16 protein-coding genes are annotated in these 16,851 nt (G+C 44.4%); 15 read left to right on the top strand and 1 reads right to left on the bottom strand.

The window, feature by feature from the left end; all coding sequences use genetic code 11:
• Positions 1-37: 37 nt before the first annotated feature.
• The gene (locus AWU77_RS18730) at positions 38-2,158 is read right to left on the bottom strand and encodes a winged helix-turn-helix domain-containing protein (protein ID WP_062067176.1); all 2,121 of its coding nucleotides are present in this window, start codon (positions 2,156-2,158) and stop codon (positions 38-40) included.
• Positions 2,159-2,500: 342 nt separating this feature from the next.
• On the opposite strand from AWU77_RS18730, the gene AWU77_RS18725 reads away from it, so the two are divergent.
• The 15 genes from AWU77_RS18725 (at position 2,501) to AWU77_RS18655 (ending at position 16,735) form a co-directional block, all read left to right on the top strand.
• Positions 2,501-3,082, top strand: a complete 582-nt coding sequence (locus AWU77_RS18725) for a hypothetical protein (protein ID WP_062067174.1) — start codon at positions 2,501-2,503, stop codon at positions 3,080-3,082.
• A gap of 220 nt (positions 3,083-3,302) precedes the next feature.
• Positions 3,303-4,433, top strand: coding sequence for a sensor histidine kinase (locus AWU77_RS18720; protein WP_084618551.1), 1,131 nt, complete (start codon positions 3,303-3,305; stop codon positions 4,431-4,433).
• On the top strand, positions 4,426-5,178 hold the full coding sequence (locus AWU77_RS18715; protein WP_062067169.1) for a LytTR family DNA-binding domain-containing protein: 753 nt from the start codon (positions 4,426-4,428) through the stop codon (positions 5,176-5,178). The genes AWU77_RS18720 and AWU77_RS18715 overlap by 8 nt, the downstream gene beginning before the upstream one ends.
• 171 nt (positions 5,179-5,349) lie before the next feature.
• Complete coding sequence (locus AWU77_RS18710) at positions 5,350-6,393, top strand: hypothetical protein (RefSeq protein WP_062067167.1); 1,044 nt, start codon at positions 5,350-5,352, stop codon at positions 6,391-6,393.
• A 351-nt stretch (positions 6,394-6,744) separates the two neighbouring features.
• Complete coding sequence (recA, locus tag AWU77_RS18705; RefSeq protein WP_062067164.1) at positions 6,745-7,788, top strand: recombinase RecA; 1,044 nt, start codon at positions 6,745-6,747, stop codon at positions 7,786-7,788.
• 191 nt (positions 7,789-7,979) lie between these two features.
• Positions 7,980-8,561: a DUF4136 domain-containing protein gene (locus AWU77_RS18700; RefSeq protein ID WP_238582528.1), complete on the top strand. Its 582-nt coding sequence runs from the start codon at positions 7,980-7,982 to the stop codon at positions 8,559-8,561.
• A 64-nt stretch (positions 8,562-8,625) separates the two neighbouring features.
• On the top strand, positions 8,626-9,102 hold the full coding sequence (locus tag AWU77_RS18695; RefSeq protein ID WP_062067158.1) for a regulatory protein RecX: 477 nt from the start codon (positions 8,626-8,628) through the stop codon (positions 9,100-9,102).
• Positions 9,103-9,319: 217 nt separating this feature from the next.
• Complete coding sequence (locus AWU77_RS18690) at positions 9,320-10,939, top strand: CTP synthase (protein ID WP_062067155.1); 1,620 nt, start codon at positions 9,320-9,322, stop codon at positions 10,937-10,939.
• A 78-nt stretch (positions 10,940-11,017) separates the two neighbouring features.
• Positions 11,018-11,869: a 3-deoxy-8-phosphooctulonate synthase gene (kdsA, locus tag AWU77_RS18685; RefSeq protein ID WP_062067152.1), complete on the top strand. Its 852-nt coding sequence runs from the start codon at positions 11,018-11,020 to the stop codon at positions 11,867-11,869.
• Positions 11,870-11,949: 80 nt separating this feature from the next.
• Entirely contained in the window at positions 11,950-13,239 is a 1,290-nt protein-coding gene (gene eno / locus AWU77_RS18680; RefSeq protein ID WP_062067149.1) for a phosphopyruvate hydratase, read from the top strand.
• A 92-nt stretch (positions 13,240-13,331) separates the two neighbouring features.
• Entirely contained in the window at positions 13,332-13,610 is a 279-nt protein-coding gene (locus tag AWU77_RS18675) for a septum formation initiator family protein (RefSeq protein ID WP_062067145.1), read from the top strand.
• Between the two features lie 46 nt (positions 13,611-13,656).
• Positions 13,657-14,385 (top strand): 2-C-methyl-D-erythritol 4-phosphate cytidylyltransferase, encoded by a 729-nt coding sequence (gene ispD / locus AWU77_RS18670; RefSeq protein WP_062067142.1) that lies wholly within the window; start codon positions 13,657-13,659, stop codon positions 14,383-14,385.
• A gap of 27 nt (positions 14,386-14,412) precedes the next feature.
• Complete coding sequence (gene ispF, locus AWU77_RS18665) at positions 14,413-14,889, top strand: 2-C-methyl-D-erythritol 2,4-cyclodiphosphate synthase (RefSeq protein ID WP_062067808.1); 477 nt, start codon at positions 14,413-14,415, stop codon at positions 14,887-14,889.
• Between the two features lie 76 nt (positions 14,890-14,965).
• On the top strand, positions 14,966-15,949 hold the full coding sequence (truD, locus tag AWU77_RS18660; protein ID WP_062067139.1) for a tRNA pseudouridine(13) synthase TruD: 984 nt from the start codon (positions 14,966-14,968) through the stop codon (positions 15,947-15,949).
• 111 nt (positions 15,950-16,060) lie between these two features.
• A complete protein-coding gene (locus tag AWU77_RS18655) occupies positions 16,061-16,735 on the top strand; it encodes a protein-L-isoaspartate(D-aspartate) O-methyltransferase (RefSeq protein WP_062067136.1) in 675 nt (224 codons plus the stop codon).
• Positions 16,736-16,851 lie beyond the last annotated feature (116 nt).

Here is a 16,851-nt window from a genome sequence, read left to right as displayed (position 1 = left end):
GCTTTTAGATGTGTAGTGTTGGCGGAGTAGTTATTTATTAATTCAACAACACAATATTTGCCTCCGGCAAATAACACTCCGTCTGCAATAGACCTTTATCAACATTAAATGATGTGGTTGATACCGCATGATTTTTCTGTATTAAAAAAGTTGATTTGCTTGCTGTTGCGTAATCGAAATAGTAAATATCGGATTCTTGGCAGACACCGCCATTTATAAAATAAATTCCTTTGCTGTCGGCTTTCAGTAATTTGCTGAATTGTTCCAAGTTGGGTGTTATACGTTCAAGCGTGTCATCTTTGCTGCGCAACGCCCAAAGGCCGTTTTCGCCGATGTATTGAAAATAGACATCGCCGCCGTATTCTACTGCTGAGCCGACGGCACCGAAGGTGAGTTGCTTTTGTTGCTCGCCTTCAATACGCCATAAGTTTCTAACGTCGCCGCTATACTTCAGGGCAAAAAGACGGTTTTTGGTGGAGAAATAAGCGATTGGTTCGATTTTATCGCTATTAGTCACTAACAAGATTGTTTCATTGGTGAGAAAGTCGTGGTGGAAGAGCTGAATGTTGGCGTTGAAAACAATATGCTCGCCGTCATCCGACCAAATAATGCTATCGATTTTTTTGGGGACTGGTTGTTGGGTCAGTTGGCGTTCTTGCTCGTTCTCTATTAACCACAAGTGTATTTGATTGTTGCGCACCGAGGCATATACCACTTTATTTCCGTTCGGCGAAAAGCTTGCGGCATAATTTAAATCGTTGTTTTCAGTCAGCTGTTTTTTCGTGCCGTCCAGTCCCACTCGTACAATATTGGCGCTGCGTTTTTCTTCTGTGTAAAAAATTCCGCTGCCGTCCGCACTATAGTGTGGGCGAGAAAAGATTTTATCTTTGCTATCGGCGAGCGGGATGAGTGTTTGTTTTCCATCTAAATAGACTGCGATTAGTTTTCGCTCATCTTCGGCATATACCAGTACGCCACTGCCGTCAGGAATCCAACTCATATCGGTTAAATTCACATCCAAATTGACACGGTTAATACGTTTTTGTTGGGCGTTTAGAAAATCAATGTTGAGTTGATTTTTTTGCGTGCTGGCAATGGCTGTTTTTTGTTTGAGAACTGTGCTGGCAACTGGATTAGTTGCGCCTTCGAATTCGTCCAGTAGCGTTAATTGTTGATCCAGAATGGAGTAGCGATAGCGTGCATTGCCGGAGTTGGGCCCTTGTTTGGCGACAATTTCAAGTGTGTTTTCATCCCACCAAGTGACACTGAAGATATGGCCTTGCCATTGGCTTAGCTGTTGTTTTTCCAGTAATCGTTCCAGCGTAAAATCCAAGTTGAATATATGAAAGGAATAAAGATAATTAGGCGGTTGGTAAAATTGTGTGCCCAGTGACAAACCGTCGCGGCGTTTTACTTCAATCGCCACCAAATTATTACCGGCAGGGGACCAGGCTAGTTTGAACCAGTTGCCGTCAGTGTTGGCGATGCGCCAATCCTTACCGCTTTTATTGCGAATAATGATTTCATTTTCGCTCGATTTATCGGAAATGCGTTTTTCGCGAATATAGGCGAGATGTTGATTGTCAGGGTGTGGTGTCGCACTGCGCTCATGCCCGGTTTCGTTGGTGTAGCCTTGTGTTGTAGTGAAAACTGTTTGGTGATGGTGTGGTAAGTAAAGGGTATACCAGTTGACGGTTTTATAAGTCACTGCAAGCACTAACAGCACCAATATCGTCATGCTGATCATGCCCCACCTGTGCAGATTGGGTGTGTTGTTCGGCTGATGTATAACCGCGTTGGGTTCGCTCGTTGTACCGGACGGTGACGGTGCTAGAAATTGCGGTTCGATCATGAGTTGGTAACCGCGTTTGGAATAATGCGCAATCCATTCCTGATCGCTAATTAACTCATTTAATGCCGTGCGCAGTGCGTTAATACTTTTTTGCACTGAACCATGAGTGACGACGCGGCCCTCCCATAAGCGTTCAATCAGCTCTTCATTACTGATCACTCTGCTTTGATTGCTGGCAAGGTAGTGCAGCACGGCCATCGCTTTGGGTTGCAGCTTGACGCTTTGGTTGTGTGCCCAAAGGGTGTTGTGTGATGGCGATACCTTTACCTCACCTAACATAAAACTGTTTTCTTGCTGGGTGTTCATTGCAGGGTGTAGCCTGTTGCGGTCAGCATAGTTGAGCCTTTTCCGGTCAGTGTTTTTATTGGTTTGTTTGGCTCGCAGTCTATTCGGTAAGCTGCGACTATGGGTGTAATTTTGCAAGATATGAATGTGTAAATACAAGTAATGTGGGTTTTTATGGTTGTTTTAACTTATTGATTTTTAATTGAAAAAAGTTGGTAAGCAAAAGGTAAGCGCGAGGTTTTGGTATGGTCAGTGTTTTTATCGTCATTTGCAATATATTCAATTCACACACATCCTCTGACGTATCGATGAGTGCCTCATTAATCGCACAACTACTTAATCGTAACTACAAAAGGTAAGGTTATGAAACTTTCATTATCACTGATAAAACGCTCTCTATTCCTGTCTGTGTTTGTATGCCCCCTGTTTGCTGTTGCTGCACCTGAATCCGCGCCGAGGAATGAGAAGGTGCCGCTGGTCTACATCAATAAAAATATTGGCTTTAATGTGAAGGGTTATAACTACAAGCAATCCGAGTTCCCTTGTAATATCGATAAGATATTGGTTAAGAATATTGTCGAGCAGGCCAAGCAGGATGGCATTCAGATTGAACCTGTTGGCACTACAGACAAAATTCTCAATGGTGTTATACCTGTGGTCGCTATTGATATTGAGCAATTGGTTTTGGGGAGTGAGGAGCGTCAATTTGGTACCAAGCAAAGCAATCCGCTACCAAAGGTGCAAGTCACTGTTGCGTTAATCAAGGGGGCGGAGGATATGGTCACTGCGAAACACACCTGCGCCATCATGACATTGAATGAGTTTACCCCATCGACTAACGTATTGGATTTGGGGAATGGCGTGACTGTCTGTTCAGCGACGCGCAAATGCTTGAGGGATCTAAGTAAAGATGTGGTGGAGTGGGTATCACCACAGGTCAAATAGGAGTGATATGGTTTGAGTGTAGCAATGCCGGAGCAATCTTGTTCCGGCATTTGTTTTTCATTTTTGTATGCTTGGGAGGTTTCTGAATAATCATTATAAATGATAAATCTCCGCTCTGCTAATTCTTTACCCATGTTGAGGTTTGTGAGGTGGTATTGGGTGGTCCGCGGGAGAGATACGTTAGTTGTAGGCGAGGGTGGCTCATTGGAAATGTTACAGGATGAAAGTAATGCTGATTTTGCTGGGCATAAATTATAAAAAAATAAAACACTACATAAAGATATTGTTTTACTCGGGTGTTTTTTGGGTTTGCATGGCAATTTTACATTTGGGATCGTTAAATCTAGAGGCATTTCAGTCTGGCAAGTTCAATTATCCTTCCGCCAACTATTTGGCAATGTTTATTTCTGCTTATTTTTCCTGGTCGTTACTTACGACTTTTTTCTATTTCCTTATAGAAAAACATCCTCCAGCTAAAGGCAACTTATTTTGGGTACTGCAATTTATATTAGTTTCACTGGTGTGGCTGCTAATGGTACCTATCATTAGGGATTTTTTGACCGTGCACTTTATGGGCGGAAGGTCAATTTCCTTGGTTAAGGTTATTGTTAATGAATCCCCGTTTTTATATGTGTTTAATTTTTTTAAAACGATCATGACCTATTGTGCGTGTGCAGGAATATTTTTTTACACGAGAATGCATGAGGAAAAGCTTAGTTCGCTAAGGTTTCAGCGAGAGGCGGCGCAGGCATTGGAGCGTAATTCTCGCTATCAATTACAGGCGCTACAAGCTCAACTTAGTCCCCATTTTTTATTCAATTCACTAAACTCTATTAGCGCTATGGCGCGTAATCAAGAGAGTGCCCGTATTGTTAAGGTTGTGGCTAGCTTGGCTGATTTGTTGCGCTATGCCATTGAGGGATCTAGACAAACACAAGTGTTACTTTCGGAAGAGCTTAAATTCACTAAGGACTATATAGCACTGCAATCTGTTCGTTTTGATGGGTGCTTTACGTTTAACTGTAATACTAATTCGCTTAGCCCCTCTGTGTTCTGCCCACCATTTTGTATCCAGACCTTGGTTGAGAATGTGTTTGCTCATACTGAAATGGTTAAAGCTAACCCGATTGCGATTAATTTAACTATTGAAGAGTCCAATTTTTCTTGTTTAATCAGCGTGGAAAACTCGCCAGTCATACCTACTGACAATGAGGGAGCTGGCACTTCGTTAAAAAATTTACGGGAGCGTTTGGTCTTGCTCTATGGGCCGGATGCCAGATTGGACACCTACTCCGATGAACATAAATTTGTTGTACGGATATTATTTTCTGTGGGGCAAGTAGATGATTAAAACCGTCATGATTGTCGATGATGAACCTTTGGCGCGCATTGGTTTGCGGCAGCTTATCGAGCAGTATACCGATTGGAAAATCGTACTTGAGCTGGAGAGCGGACAGGATCTTGAAACCTATGTGTTGCAATTGCAGCCGAGTCTTATTTTTTTAGATATTAGAATGCCCAAAAGGAACGGGCTATTAGCGGCAGCTGGTTTGAAAAATTTGAAGAATCCGCCGCTAATTGTATTTGTGAGTGCTTATAGTGATTATGCCTTACAGGCGTTTGAACTCTATGCACTGGATTATTTGCTAAAGCCATTTAGCGATGAGCGTTTTACGCAAACAATAAATAGATTAAATAGTTTGGTAGGAAGAAAAGACGTAATCGATTCTATTGCTGCACAACAATTGGTTGCTGGGCAGGATGAATCATATTTGAAGGTGTTAATTGTTCGCTCAATCGGTAGTATTCAGCTTATTGATATAAAAGATGTTGTCTGGTTTAAGGGGAGTGGTAACTATGTTGAAGTAATGTTGGCTGATTCCAGCCAATTACATCGGGTTACGATTAGTTATTTGGAGGAGAATCTTAACCCTAAAGAATTTATTCGCTGTCATCGCAGTGCTATCGTTAGATTGACGGCAATTACAGAAGTAAAAATTTTAGATGATGGGCAGCATAGAATTTATCTCTCTAATGGTAATTTTACTTCGTTAAGTCAAACCTATAAAGAAAGTGTTTTGAAATTTGAACGGTAATTGTGTGTTCTGATAATTATTTAGCCCCATCAACTACTGTTTTCATACCTCCGGTTGGCCAATTGGTCACACTTTGCTTGTTTCTGCCGTTGATGCATTTAGTATCGCTTCGCATTCGGTCTTTAGATTATATAAAGACCGGGTTAATAATAACCTCACGGCGGAGTGACTATGAAATCAATTCAAACAATACCCCCTGCGTTATGTGCAATCGCGTTTGCCTCTGTGCTGACTGGGTGTGGTGCATCGGACGCTAATATCAAAAATGCCAATGCAAGTTCGCAGGTCGGTAGTATCTCTAGTGTTGTGGCCAGTCAATCAAGTGTTGTGTCAAGCATTAGTGTGCAAAGCTCAAGTACAATTTCCAGCCTTAATTCAAGTGTGGTTTCTAGTGCTAATTCAAGCGCGAACTCTGCCAGTTATGTGGTGACGACGTTTGTTACTGCTGCTGCTAAAAGTGGTGATGGTTTATCAGTAGATAAAAACGGCAATGTTTATGTTGGAACCTCAAAGGGTCGGACTGTTCATAAGGTGACACCAGGTGGAGTGGTTTCACTTATCGCCACTTTTGCGACTGGCTCTGCTAATGGGTCTGATTTTGACTCGCAAGGTAATTTATTTGTAGCTAATGAATCAGGCAATATCATTCACAAAATTACTCCTGAAGGTGTGGTGAGTGAGTATTTCACAGGGCTCAATGGTCCAGCCGGTATTTATGTGGATGAACAAGATAATCTTCTTGTTAGTCTTTATGGCGACTCTAGTCCAGGTGCTGAGGTGCTGAAGATTACACCCGATAAGAAAATTACCTCTTATGCCAGTGGCGGCGGTCTTACTAATGTGGTCGGTATTACGGGTGATGGGCAGGGAAGAAATTTTGCGGCCAACTTTTTAACTGGAGAGATTTTTGAAATTACTGGTGGCGTTGTGCGGCAGATAGGTACGGCGGGCACGCGAGTGAATCATATGCGATATCTCAATGGATATATCTATATGCCGAACCCTTTTGACAACGTGGTGCGTCGCATGGATTTAAATGGCAATATTGAATTGATTGCAGGTACGCTGGGTGTTTCAGGTTCGGCAAATGGCACTGCTACACAGGCCACTTTTTCTCGTCCTAATTCGATTGATGTAGGCCCTGATGGTAAAACGTTGTACGTGTTGGATTTTAATACCGGTGATGTGCGACGCATCACAATCGGCGCCAACTAAGTTATCAGCTACTTAATCTCTACAATGATCTAAAAAAGCCGGCCACTGTTTCAGTGGCCGGTTTCGGTTCAGCATTTCAAGAAAAGCCGCGAGGTTTCTAGAGCTCATAGTGTTCGGGTTGGTTGAAATATTTGCTGCACCACGTTTCTTTAGGGTAAAAGGTGCCGTATCTCTCTAGGTTGCTCAAAAATACTGTATAAAACACTAGTGCTGTTTGCACGTACAGGTTTTTGCTGTATGCTATACCCAGTGGTAGGATTTTTAGCTTGCCTGATAATAAGTTGCTGCCAAAGAGTAGGGCATCAGGTGTTATAACCGTGTGTTTCATTATTTATTATGTTGAGGTGTCAGATGGATGCGAACAAAGAGAAGGCGTTGCAAGCCGCACTGAGTCAGATTGAGCGTCAATTTGGTAAGGGTACTGTGATGCGTATGGGCGACAAAGAACAGGTCGCTATTCCTGCAATTTCTACCGGTTCCCTTGGTCTTGATGTAGCTCTGGGAATCGGCGGCTTACCTAAGGGGCGGATTATCGAAATTTATGGCCCTGAATCCTCTGGTAAAACTACTCTGACACTGCAGGTTATTGCTGAGGCTCAGCGTGCCGGTGGTACTTGTGCGTTTATTGATGCGGAGCATGCGCTTGATCCTATTTATGCCTCCAAACTTGGCGTCAATGTTGAGGACTTGATCATCTCGCAACCAGATACCGGTGAGCAGGCGCTGGAAGTAACCGATATGCTGGTGCGTTCCGGTGCAGTGGATGTGTTGGTTGTAGACTCGGTAGCAGCACTGACCCCACGGGCTGAAATTGAAGGTGAAATGGGTGATCACCATGTGGGTCTGCAGGCACGTTTAATGTCGCAAGCTTTGCGTAAAATTACCGGTAACATTAAAAATGCCAACTGTTTAGTGATCTTTATCAACCAAATTCGTATGAAAATCGGCGTGATGTTTGGCAACCCTGAAACTACTACGGGTGGTAATGCACTTAAATTTTATGCTTCGGTGCGTTTGGATATTCGTCGCATCGGCGCAGTAAAAGAGGGCGAAGAAGTTATCGGCTCTGAAACTCGTGTGAAAGTAGTGAAAAACAAAGTTGCACCGCCATTCAAGCAAGCAGAGTTCCAAATTCTTTATGGCTCGGGAATTAATCGCATGGGGGAGATTGTCGATTATGGTGTAAGGCTGGGCTTAATTGACAAGGCTGGTGCTTGGTATAGCTATCAAGGCAATAAAATTGGCCAAGGCAAAAACAATGTAATGAAGTTTTTGCAGGAAAACCCAGTTATTTCTAAAGAGTTGGAGCTTAAAGTCAGGACGGAACTTTTGGCTACTCCTGCGCTCTCATTGAGCCCAGGTGGTGGTGAAGTGGCTGAAGATGCGGAAGCATAAGCTGCTGTGACGTTTTAAAAAACCTTCGCTTGCTTGAGTGCAGCGAAGGTTTTTTTGTATTAAATACTGTGCTTGCATCCCCGGGTGCCCCTCTCTATGCTGTAGTGCAATCCTCATAAGTGGTGAATGTGAGTGGCAAGGTGAGAGTTGCAGGTGTTTAGATAATAATCGGTAATCAGGTTGGCGAAAGGGTGGGATTTGTAATGAAGCAATTGAGTAAGTTGTTAGTGGTGTTAAGCGCCTTGGTGTTTGCTGGTTGCACAACACGACCTAGTGTAGAAACTGACCATCAGGCCGATTTCGATTTTTCATCGCTTAAAACCTTTGCTGTTGCTGAGACAAAACAAGATAGCAAAGAAAATATTTTAATATCTCCGTTTACTTTAAGTCATATTCACTCCGCATTAGAGACTGAGCTGGTGAAGCGCTACCAAGGTGTATCTACCGCAGCTAATCCTGATTTTATTGTGAGTTATCATGTGGTTATCGAAGAAAAGCTAGATCCACGTAGTTACGACGACCTTTATGGTTTTGGTTACTATGGGCGTGGTTATCGCTATCCATCTTTGTTTTTTCATGGTCCAGGCTCAGGTTTGCGTGTTTATAATCAGGGCAGTTTGATTGTTGATATTGTCGATGCAAAAACTGAAAAGCCTATTTGGCGTGGTGTTTCAGAAAAGCGCTTAAGTCGTAGCATGGCTCCGCAGCAGCAGAGAGAAGTGTTGAGTCGTGCTGTTACTGAAGTTATTGGTCAATTTCCGCCAGTTAAATAAGGTGGGGGCGCCTTCATCTAAATGGCCGCGATTGCGGCCATTTTTATGAGGGGCGGTTATTCTTATGCAACAAGCATCATTTACACTCAGTGATATTCGCTTTAGTGCCATGAACTTTTTGGCACTGCGTGAACACTCTGCAAAAGAATTAAAAGAGAAGTTGGGGCGCAAATTTTCATCTGTTGAGCTGATTGATGAGGCGATTGCTGGGTTGATTGAACATAACCTGCAATCAGATGAGCGTTTCTGTCAGGCCTTTGTGTCCATGCGCCAGCGGCAGGGCAAAGGCTCTGTTGTAATCAAAATAGAGTTGCGCGAAAAGGGCGTTTCGCCTGAGCTAATTGCCCAATTTCTCGATGATACGGACGATGTGTGGTTTGAGCTTGCGCGTGATGTCTGGAGTAGAAAATTTCGTGGCGCCACACCTGCTGATGCCCGCGAGCGCGCCAAGCAGATGCGTTTTTTACATTCTCGTGGTTTTGCCTCTAGGCATATTCAGGCTGTATTTGTTGCGAGCCCAGGCGAAAAAGGTGATTTTTAGGCAGTTTAGTTACCTTGCTTTTTGTCGTTTATTTGTCCCAATCCATTCATTAATACTCAGGTTTGATACTTGGGCGAGCTTTTCATTGAGCCGAAAAGGCCTTTCTGTTACTCTGGCGCCCCGTCCTGAACGATAAATCCCCCTGCCTCGCAACGAGTGCTGCTGTTGGCATTTATCTCCAATCCGCTCCGCATTTTCACAGTTAATCAGGTTTTACATGACGCGCTATATATTCGTAACAGGTGGTGTTGTTTCCTCATTGGGCAAAGGCATCGCCTCGGCTTCTCTTGCGGCTATTCTTGAGGCTCGTGGTCTCAAAGTAACCATTATGAAGCTCGACCCCTATATCAACGTAGATCCAGGCACTATGAGCCCGTTCCAGCATGGCGAAGTGTTTGTTACCGAAGATGGTGCCGAGACCGACTTGGACTTGGGACACTATGAGCGCTTTATTCGCACTAAAATGACTCGCCGTAATAACTTTACCACTGGGCGGGTTTACGAGACCGTTTTACGTAAAGAGCGTCGCGGTGATTATCTCGGCGGTACAGTGCAAGTTATTCCCCATATTACCGATGAAATCAAACGCCGTATCCTTGAGGGTGGCCGCGATGTTGATGTCGCGCTGGTTGAGATTGGTGGTACCGTTGGTGATATCGAGTCGCAACCTTTCCTGGAAGCTGTGCGTCAGTTGAAAGTAGAGATGGGTTCGCGAGCATTGCTGATGCATTTGACTCTGGTGCCTTATATCGCCACTGCCGGTGAGACCAAAACCAAGCCAACCCAGCACTCGGTAAAAGAGCTGCGCTCCATTGGTTTGCAGCCCGATATTTTGTTGTGTCGCTCCGAGCGCTTGGTGGATGAAGATTCACGCCGCAAAATCTCCTTGTTTACCAACGTTGCTGAGCGCGCAGTTGTGCCGCTTCCCGACGCCGATACTATTTATTCAATTCCGCGCTTGCTGCAAAGTTATGGTTTGGATCAAATTGCTGTTGAGTTGCTTGGGCTGCAATGTCCTGAAGCTGATTTGAGCGAGTGGGATAAGGTAGTAGAAGGTAAATTGAATCCAGTTCATTGCGTTACTATTTCCATGGTCGGTAAATACATGGAATTGTTGGATGCCTACAAATCATTAATAGAAGCATTGACACACGCAGGCATTCATACCCATACCAAAGTAAACATTAATTACATTGATGCTGAACGTGTTGAAAATGAAGGTGTTGGCATTTTAAGTGATGCAGATGCCATCTTGGTTCCAGGCGGATTTGGTGAGCGCGGCGTAGAAGGTAAATTAATGGCCGTGCAATATGCCCGTGAAAACAAAGTGCCTTATCTGGGCATTTGTTTGGGGATGCAATCGGTTGTTATAGAATTTGCGCGCAATGTGCTGGGTCTAAAAGGGGCGAATTCAACCGAGTTTGATCGCAATTCCCCACACCCTGTTATTGGTTTGATTACTGAATGGATCACCTCTGACGGCGAAGTAGAAAAGCGCGATGAGTCTTCCGATCTTGGCGGAACTATGCGTTTAGGTGCGCAGGAGTGTCGTTTGGTCGCTGGTTCAAATGCACGCAATGTTTATGGTGCGGACGTTATTGTTGAGCGTCACCGTCATCGCTATGAAGTGAACAACAATTATGTTGATCAACTACAAAAAGCGGGTTTGAAAATTGGCGGTTGGTCTGCAGATGATACCTTGGTTGAAATGGTCGAGATTCCTGATCACCCTTGGTTTGTGGCATGTCAATTCCACCCGGAATTTACCTCGACACCGCGTGACGGCCACCCATTGTTTACTGCGTTTGTAGCAGCGGCACTGGCAAATAAAAAATAGTTTGAGGGGCGCACATAGCTGCGCCCCTTTTTATACAATTCATCAATGAAAGTTAGAACTATTCTGAAAGGAATACATGTGTCTCAGCAAATTGTAAAAGTGGGCAGTTTGAGCGTTGGCAATTCATTGCCGTTTGTATTGTTCGGCGGCATGAATGTACTTGAGTCGCGCGACATGGCGATGCAGGTAGCTGAAGCCTATGTGCAGGCAACTCAAGCACTCGCCATTCCCTACGTTTTTAAAGCCTCGTTTGATAAAGCAAATCGTTCATCGATCCATTCTTATCGCGGTCCAGGCATAGAAGAAGGCTTGAAGATTTTTCAGGAAATCAAACAAACCTTTAATATCCCTGTTATCACCGATGTGCACGAAATTGAACAGTGTCAACCTGTCGCAGAAGTTTGCGATGTGATCCAGTTGCCAGCTTTTCTCGCGCGTCAAACCGATTTGGTTGTCGCTATGGCTAAAACCGGTGCGGTGATTAACATCAAAAAGCCGCAGTTTTTAAGCCCCGGGCAAATGAAAAACATCGTCGAAAAATTCGGCGAATGCGGCAATGATAAAATCATTCTTTGTGATCGCGGCACCAACTTTGGCTACGACAATTTGGTGGTCGATATGCTGGGTTTCCGCACTATGCGCGAAGTTAGCGGCAATGCTCCGGTGATTTTTGATGTGACCCACTCCCTGCAGTGCCGCGACCCGATGGGTGCAGCGTCTAGCGGTCGCCGTCATCAGGTAGCTGAGTTGGCACGTGCAGGTATGGCAGTTGGTTTGGCTGGTTTGTTTCTGGAAGCTCATCCAGATCCTGACAATGCTAAGTGCGATGGCCCCAGCGCTTTGCCGCTCGACAAGCTAAAGCCTTTCCTGCAGCAAATGAAAATGATTGATGATGTGGTGAAAAATTTTCCACCGCTCGATATTAAATAACTCCCTATTAATTAATAAGCACTAGCTGATAATTAATAGGCACTAACTGATTTTGTAGAAACAAACTCTGGAGAAAACGAATGACTAAGATTGTTGATATCAAAGCTTTTGAGATTTTGGATAGCCGCGGCAATCCAACCGTTATGGCGGAAGTGATTTTGGAAGATGGTTCCATTGGTTCTGCAACTGCACCATCAGGTGCTTCTACTGGTTCGCGTGAAGCGTTGGAATTACGCGATGGCGATAAATCACGTTATTTGGGCAAAGGTGTTTTAAAAGCAGTTAATAACATCAACACCACCATTAAAAATTTGGTTGTGGGTTTTGATTCGCTCGATCAGCGCGCGCTTGATAATGCCATGATCAAAGCGGATGGCACCGACTTTAAAACCGTGTTGGGTGCAAACGCCATTCTGGCTGTATCGTTGGCAAATGCTAAAGCAGCTGCCATCTCCAAAAAAGTACCACTCTATGCACACATTGCTGACTTGAATGGCACTCCTGGCAAATACTCTATGCCAGTTCCAATGATGAACATCATCAACGGTGGCGAACACGCTGATAACAACGTTGATATTCAAGAGTTTATGGTGCAACCAGTAGGCGCAAAAACTTTTGCTGAAGCTCTGCGTGTTGGTGCTGAGATTTTCCACACCTTGAAAAAAATTCTGCACGACAAAGGCCTGAGCACTTCAGTAGGTGATGAAGGTGGTTTCGCACCAAACCTGCCATCAAATGAAGATGCATTGAAAGTGATTGCTGAGGCTGTTGAGAAGGCTGGTTACAAACTCGGTGAGAATGTGACCTTGGCATTGGATTGCGCCTCTACCGAGTTCTACAAAGATGGAAAATACGATTTGGCTGGCGAAGGCCGTGTATTTACTACTAATGAGTTCTCTGATTATTTGGCTGACTTGGCTGCTAAATACCCAATCATTTCTATCGAAGACGGTAAAGATGAAAGCGACTGGGCTGGCTGGGCTGACTTAACGCAAAAAATTGGTCACAAAATCCAATTGGTTGGTGATGATTTGTTTGTAACCAACACCAAAATTTTGAAAGAGGGCATCGATAAAAAAATCGCTAACTCTATTCTGATCAAGTTTAACCAAATTGGTTCTTTGTCTGAGACGCTTGACGCAATCAAAATGGCGCAAGATGCAGGTTACACTGCTGTTATTTCGCATCGTTCAGGTGAAACCGAAGATACCACCATTGCTGATTTGGCTGTGGCTACAGCTGCGGGTCAGATCAAAACCGGTTCTCTATGCCGTTCAGATCGCGTATCCAAGTACAACCGTCTGTTGCGCATTGAGGCTGAATTGGGTGCTGCTGCTCCTTATAAAGGTCGTGCTGAATTCAAGTCGTAAGCTGATTAAAAAACAAAGGCCGGTTATTCGGCCTTTGTTTTGTTCAATAATAATCAATTCGCAATTAACGTTTATAAAGATCGCACAATGTTATGAAATGGCTGCTGGGTGTATTGATAATATTACTTGCCGGGCTGCAATATCGTTTGTGGATTGGCGAGGGTAGTTTGGCGCAAGCGCACCGCTTGGAAGCCGATATTAAACTGCAACAAGCTGAAAATGATCGTATGCGTGAACGTAATCGCATTCTGGATGTTGAAGTAGAAGAGTTAAAAACGGGCCTTGATACTATCGAAGAGCGCGCGCGTAACGATATCGGCCTGATCAAAAAAGACGAAACTTTTTTTATGATTTTGGATGAAGAGCAGTAGTTACCAGAGCTACATTTTATTAACTATCCAATTTCGATGTCCCCTCATGAATAATTTGTCATCCCCCCAAACTTCTTCCTATTGGATTATTGTGCCTGCTGCCGGCGTCGGTGCGCGAATGGGAGTGAATTGCCCAAAACAATATCTATCGCTTGCGGGAAAGACCGTCATTGAGCATACGCTGGAGCGCTTATTAACCTTGCCGAATGTTGTAGGTATTTATTTGGCGCTAGGTGAAAGTGATAGTTATTGGGGTGAATTGCCTCTCGCAAAAAATAATCACATCCACCGAGTTGTGGGCGGTGCTGAGCGCTGTAATTCAGTATTAAATGCACTTGACCAGTTGCAAGATAAAGCGTCACCTAATGATTGGGTGTTGGTGCATGATGCAGCTCGCCCTTGTGTATATGCGCAGAGTATTTTGCGTTTGATCGAGCAGGTAGGTGATCATCCGGTTGGTGGTATTTTAGGTGTGCCGGTGAGTGACACATTAAAACAAGTTAATAGCTCAGTTATCGATGCCACAATTGATCGACGCTTATTATGGCAGGCTCAAACACCGCAAATGTTTCGTTTTGGATTATTGCGTGAGTGTTTGCAGCGTGGATTGGCGGAAGGCCAATTAATTACCGATGAGTCTTCTGCACTAGAGTTGTATGGTCATCAACCATTAATGGTACAGGGGCGCAGCGATAATATAAAAATTACTCGCCCGGAAGATTTGGCAATAGCAGCTGTAATTTTGCAGCAGCATGCCCACCTTATTAATAGTTAAGTACAGTTACGGAATTACTCTATGTCTATGCGAATTGGTCATGGCTATGATGTCCATGCTTTTGGTCCCGGCGATAAAATTGTTATTGGTGGTGTTGTTATTCCGCATCACCATGGCTTAGTGGCTCACTCAGACGGGGATGTACTGTTGCATGCATTGTGTGATGCATTGTTGGGTGCTGCAGCATTGGGTGATATAGGCAAACATTTTCCCGATACGGATATGCAATACCGCAATGCAGATAGTCGCGCTTTGTTGCGGATGGTGTACGCAAAAGTAAATCAGTTGGGTTGGCGGCTTGCTAACGCGGATATGACAATAGTTGCACAGGCGCCCCGTATGGCGAATTATATTTCTCGTATGGTCGAAACTATTGCTGCGGACTTACAGAGTGAATTAACTCAAGTTAATGTTAAAGCAACAACTACTGAACGTTTGGGTTTTACTGGGCGGGAAGAAGGGATTGCTTGTTATGCTGTAGTCTTGCTTGAAAAATGTAGCTAATCCTGCATTTATATTTTACTTATATATTGTCGATTTTCGGCAGTGCGTTTAAAAATTTTATATTGTGAGTTGTACTGTGACTGATTTTTCACTGGAATTTCCCCGCGCTCATGGTGCGTTAACGGCAACAGCTATTTTTCGCGCGCAACCAGAGGATTTTCAGGTTGATGAAGAATTAGGCTATGTTCCTTCTGGTTCAGGGGAGCATGTTTTTTTACATGTGTGTAAACGTGGCGAAAACACTGCCTGGGTCGCCGGAAAAATTGCTGAGCTTGCTGGTGTCAATGTAACTGATGTGGGTTATTGCGGGCGCAAAGATCGTCACGCAGTAACTGCCCAGTGGTTTAGTGTCTATCTTCCTAAAGCGCCTGAGCCGGATTGGACATTATTGAATACAGAGTCCATTCAACTTTTATCGGTTTCCAGACATCAAACAAAATTGCGGCGTGGTGAACATCAACAAAATAATTTTGTGATCCGTTTGCGTAATGTGCAAACAGATGATCGAAGTCTGCTGCAACAAAAAATCGATAGTATTTTCACACAGGGTGTTCCCAACTATTTTGGTGAGCAACGTTTTGGTTTAGGTGGAAATAATTTGCAGGAAGCTGAAGCGATTCTTGTTGGTGGAAAGCGTTATCGCGATAAACAAAAGCGCGGTCTGATGTTATCCGCTGCGCGCTCCTATTTATTTAATCAGGTATTGGCGGCGAGAGTGCTCGCCAATAACTGGGCTAATCAGATTGACGGTGAAATCAATCCCAACCCATCTGGGCCATTATGGGGAAGAGGGCGGCCGCTGGTGTCAGGTGCATTGCTTGAGTTGGAGCAAAACGCATTGGCTGACTGGGCCGCGTGGTGTGATGGTCTTGAGCATGCCGGCTTATCGCAGGAACGACGTGCTTTGCAATTAATACCTCGCAACGCTCGCTCGGTCTGGGAGGGGGATGATCTTATTTTGTATTTTTCACTGGATGCGGGGGAATTTGCGACAGCGATTTTGCATGAGTTCGCTGTGCTGCAGAATCAATCGTTTGAACCAACAATTTCGTCTGTCTAGCGGGAAATATAATAACCCATGCTATAGTTGCTGCTTTGTGTTTCGGTCCCAGTGGTTAATGGCGCATTTTTTGTTCGCATTACAGCTGTGTATATAGGAGAGAATCTGGAGATGACTAACTTATTGATGCAAGGTGTAGGTATGACCTCGCTACGCACCCGTGAGCGTCTTATTCAGCGTTTGCGCGATCAAGGTGTAACTAATATGCGGGTGTTGGATGTGCTGCTGAATACGCCGCGCCATATTTTTTTGGATGAGGCACTTTCTCATCGCGCCTATGAAGATACTGCGCTGCCTATTGGTCACGGCCAAACTATTTCCCAGCCTTATATTGTCGCGCGTATGACGGAAATATTGTTGGGGGCTGCGGGTGGTAGGCTCAATAAGGTGCTGGAGGTCGGTACTGGTTCTGGCTATCAGACTAGTGTTCTCGCCCAATTAGTACCGAACGTATACAGTGTGGAGCGAATTAAGCCGCTACAAGATAAGGCGCGCGAGCGCTTGCGCCAATTAGGGTTGCGCAATGTACAGTTGCGCCACGCTGATGGCGGGTTTGGCTGGCCGGAAGCGGGTCCTTACGATGCCATTCTAAGTACTGCAGCACCGCAAGCCGTTCCCGATGAGTTGTTAAAACAGCTTGCGCCAGGAGGTGTTCTGGTTATTCCTATAGGCGGCAGAGAGCAACAATTGCATTTGATTTTGCGTGATGGTGAAACAGAAAACTATATTACGCAGATATTGGAGCCAGTTAAATTTGTTCCTTTTCTTTCAGGTACTTCGCGTTAATTCTTAATCTGAAGTCTAAAGTTTAAAGGCTTGCTGAGGTGGCAGTGTTACTTGCGAGTTGTGATGAATTAAAAGTGTGCGTTTTTACTCACTATCGCGGCTTTTTAGTTTTGCGA

The organism is Cellvibrio sp. OA-2007 (assembly GCF_000953825.1).
Classification (GTDB): Bacteria; Pseudomonadota; Gammaproteobacteria; order Pseudomonadales; family Cellvibrionaceae; genus Cellvibrio.
The sequence above is the reverse complement of the archived record's forward strand: the minus strand, read 5'-3'. Positions and strand labels throughout refer to the sequence as shown.

Coding starts and splice junctions, on each gene's coding strand:
- AWU77_RS18715 (WP_062067169.1), top strand. CDS start 4,426: ATGATTAAAACCGTCATGATTGTCGATGATGAACCTTTGGCGCGCATT.
- AWU77_RS18725 (WP_062067174.1), top strand. CDS start 2,501: ATGAAACTTTCATTATCACTGATAAAACGCTCTCTATTCCTGTCTGTG.
- AWU77_RS18675 (WP_062067145.1), top strand. CDS start 13,332: ATGAAATGGCTGCTGGGTGTATTGATAATATTACTTGCCGGGCTGCAA.
- ispF (WP_062067808.1), top strand. CDS start 14,413: ATGCGAATTGGTCATGGCTATGATGTCCATGCTTTTGGTCCCGGCGAT.
- AWU77_RS18710 (WP_062067167.1), top strand. CDS start 5,350: ATGAAATCAATTCAAACAATACCCCCTGCGTTATGTGCAATCGCGTTT.
- eno (WP_062067149.1), top strand. CDS start 11,950: ATGACTAAGATTGTTGATATCAAAGCTTTTGAGATTTTGGATAGCCGC.
- AWU77_RS18730 (WP_062067176.1), bottom strand. CDS start 2,158: ATGAACACCCAGCAAGAAAACAGTTTTATGTTAGGTGAGGTAAAGGTA.
- ispD (WP_062067142.1), top strand. CDS start 13,657: ATGAATAATTTGTCATCCCCCCAAACTTCTTCCTATTGGATTATTGTG.
- recA (WP_062067164.1), top strand. CDS start 6,745: ATGGATGCGAACAAAGAGAAGGCGTTGCAAGCCGCACTGAGTCAGATT.
- AWU77_RS18655 (WP_062067136.1), top strand. CDS start 16,061: ATGACTAACTTATTGATGCAAGGTGTAGGTATGACCTCGCTACGCACC.
- AWU77_RS18695 (WP_062067158.1), top strand. CDS start 8,626: ATGCAACAAGCATCATTTACACTCAGTGATATTCGCTTTAGTGCCATG.
- AWU77_RS18720 (WP_084618551.1), top strand. CDS start 3,303: ATGAAAGTAATGCTGATTTTGCTGGGCATAAATTATAAAAAAATAAAA.
- AWU77_RS18690 (WP_062067155.1), top strand. CDS start 9,320: ATGACGCGCTATATATTCGTAACAGGTGGTGTTGTTTCCTCATTGGGC.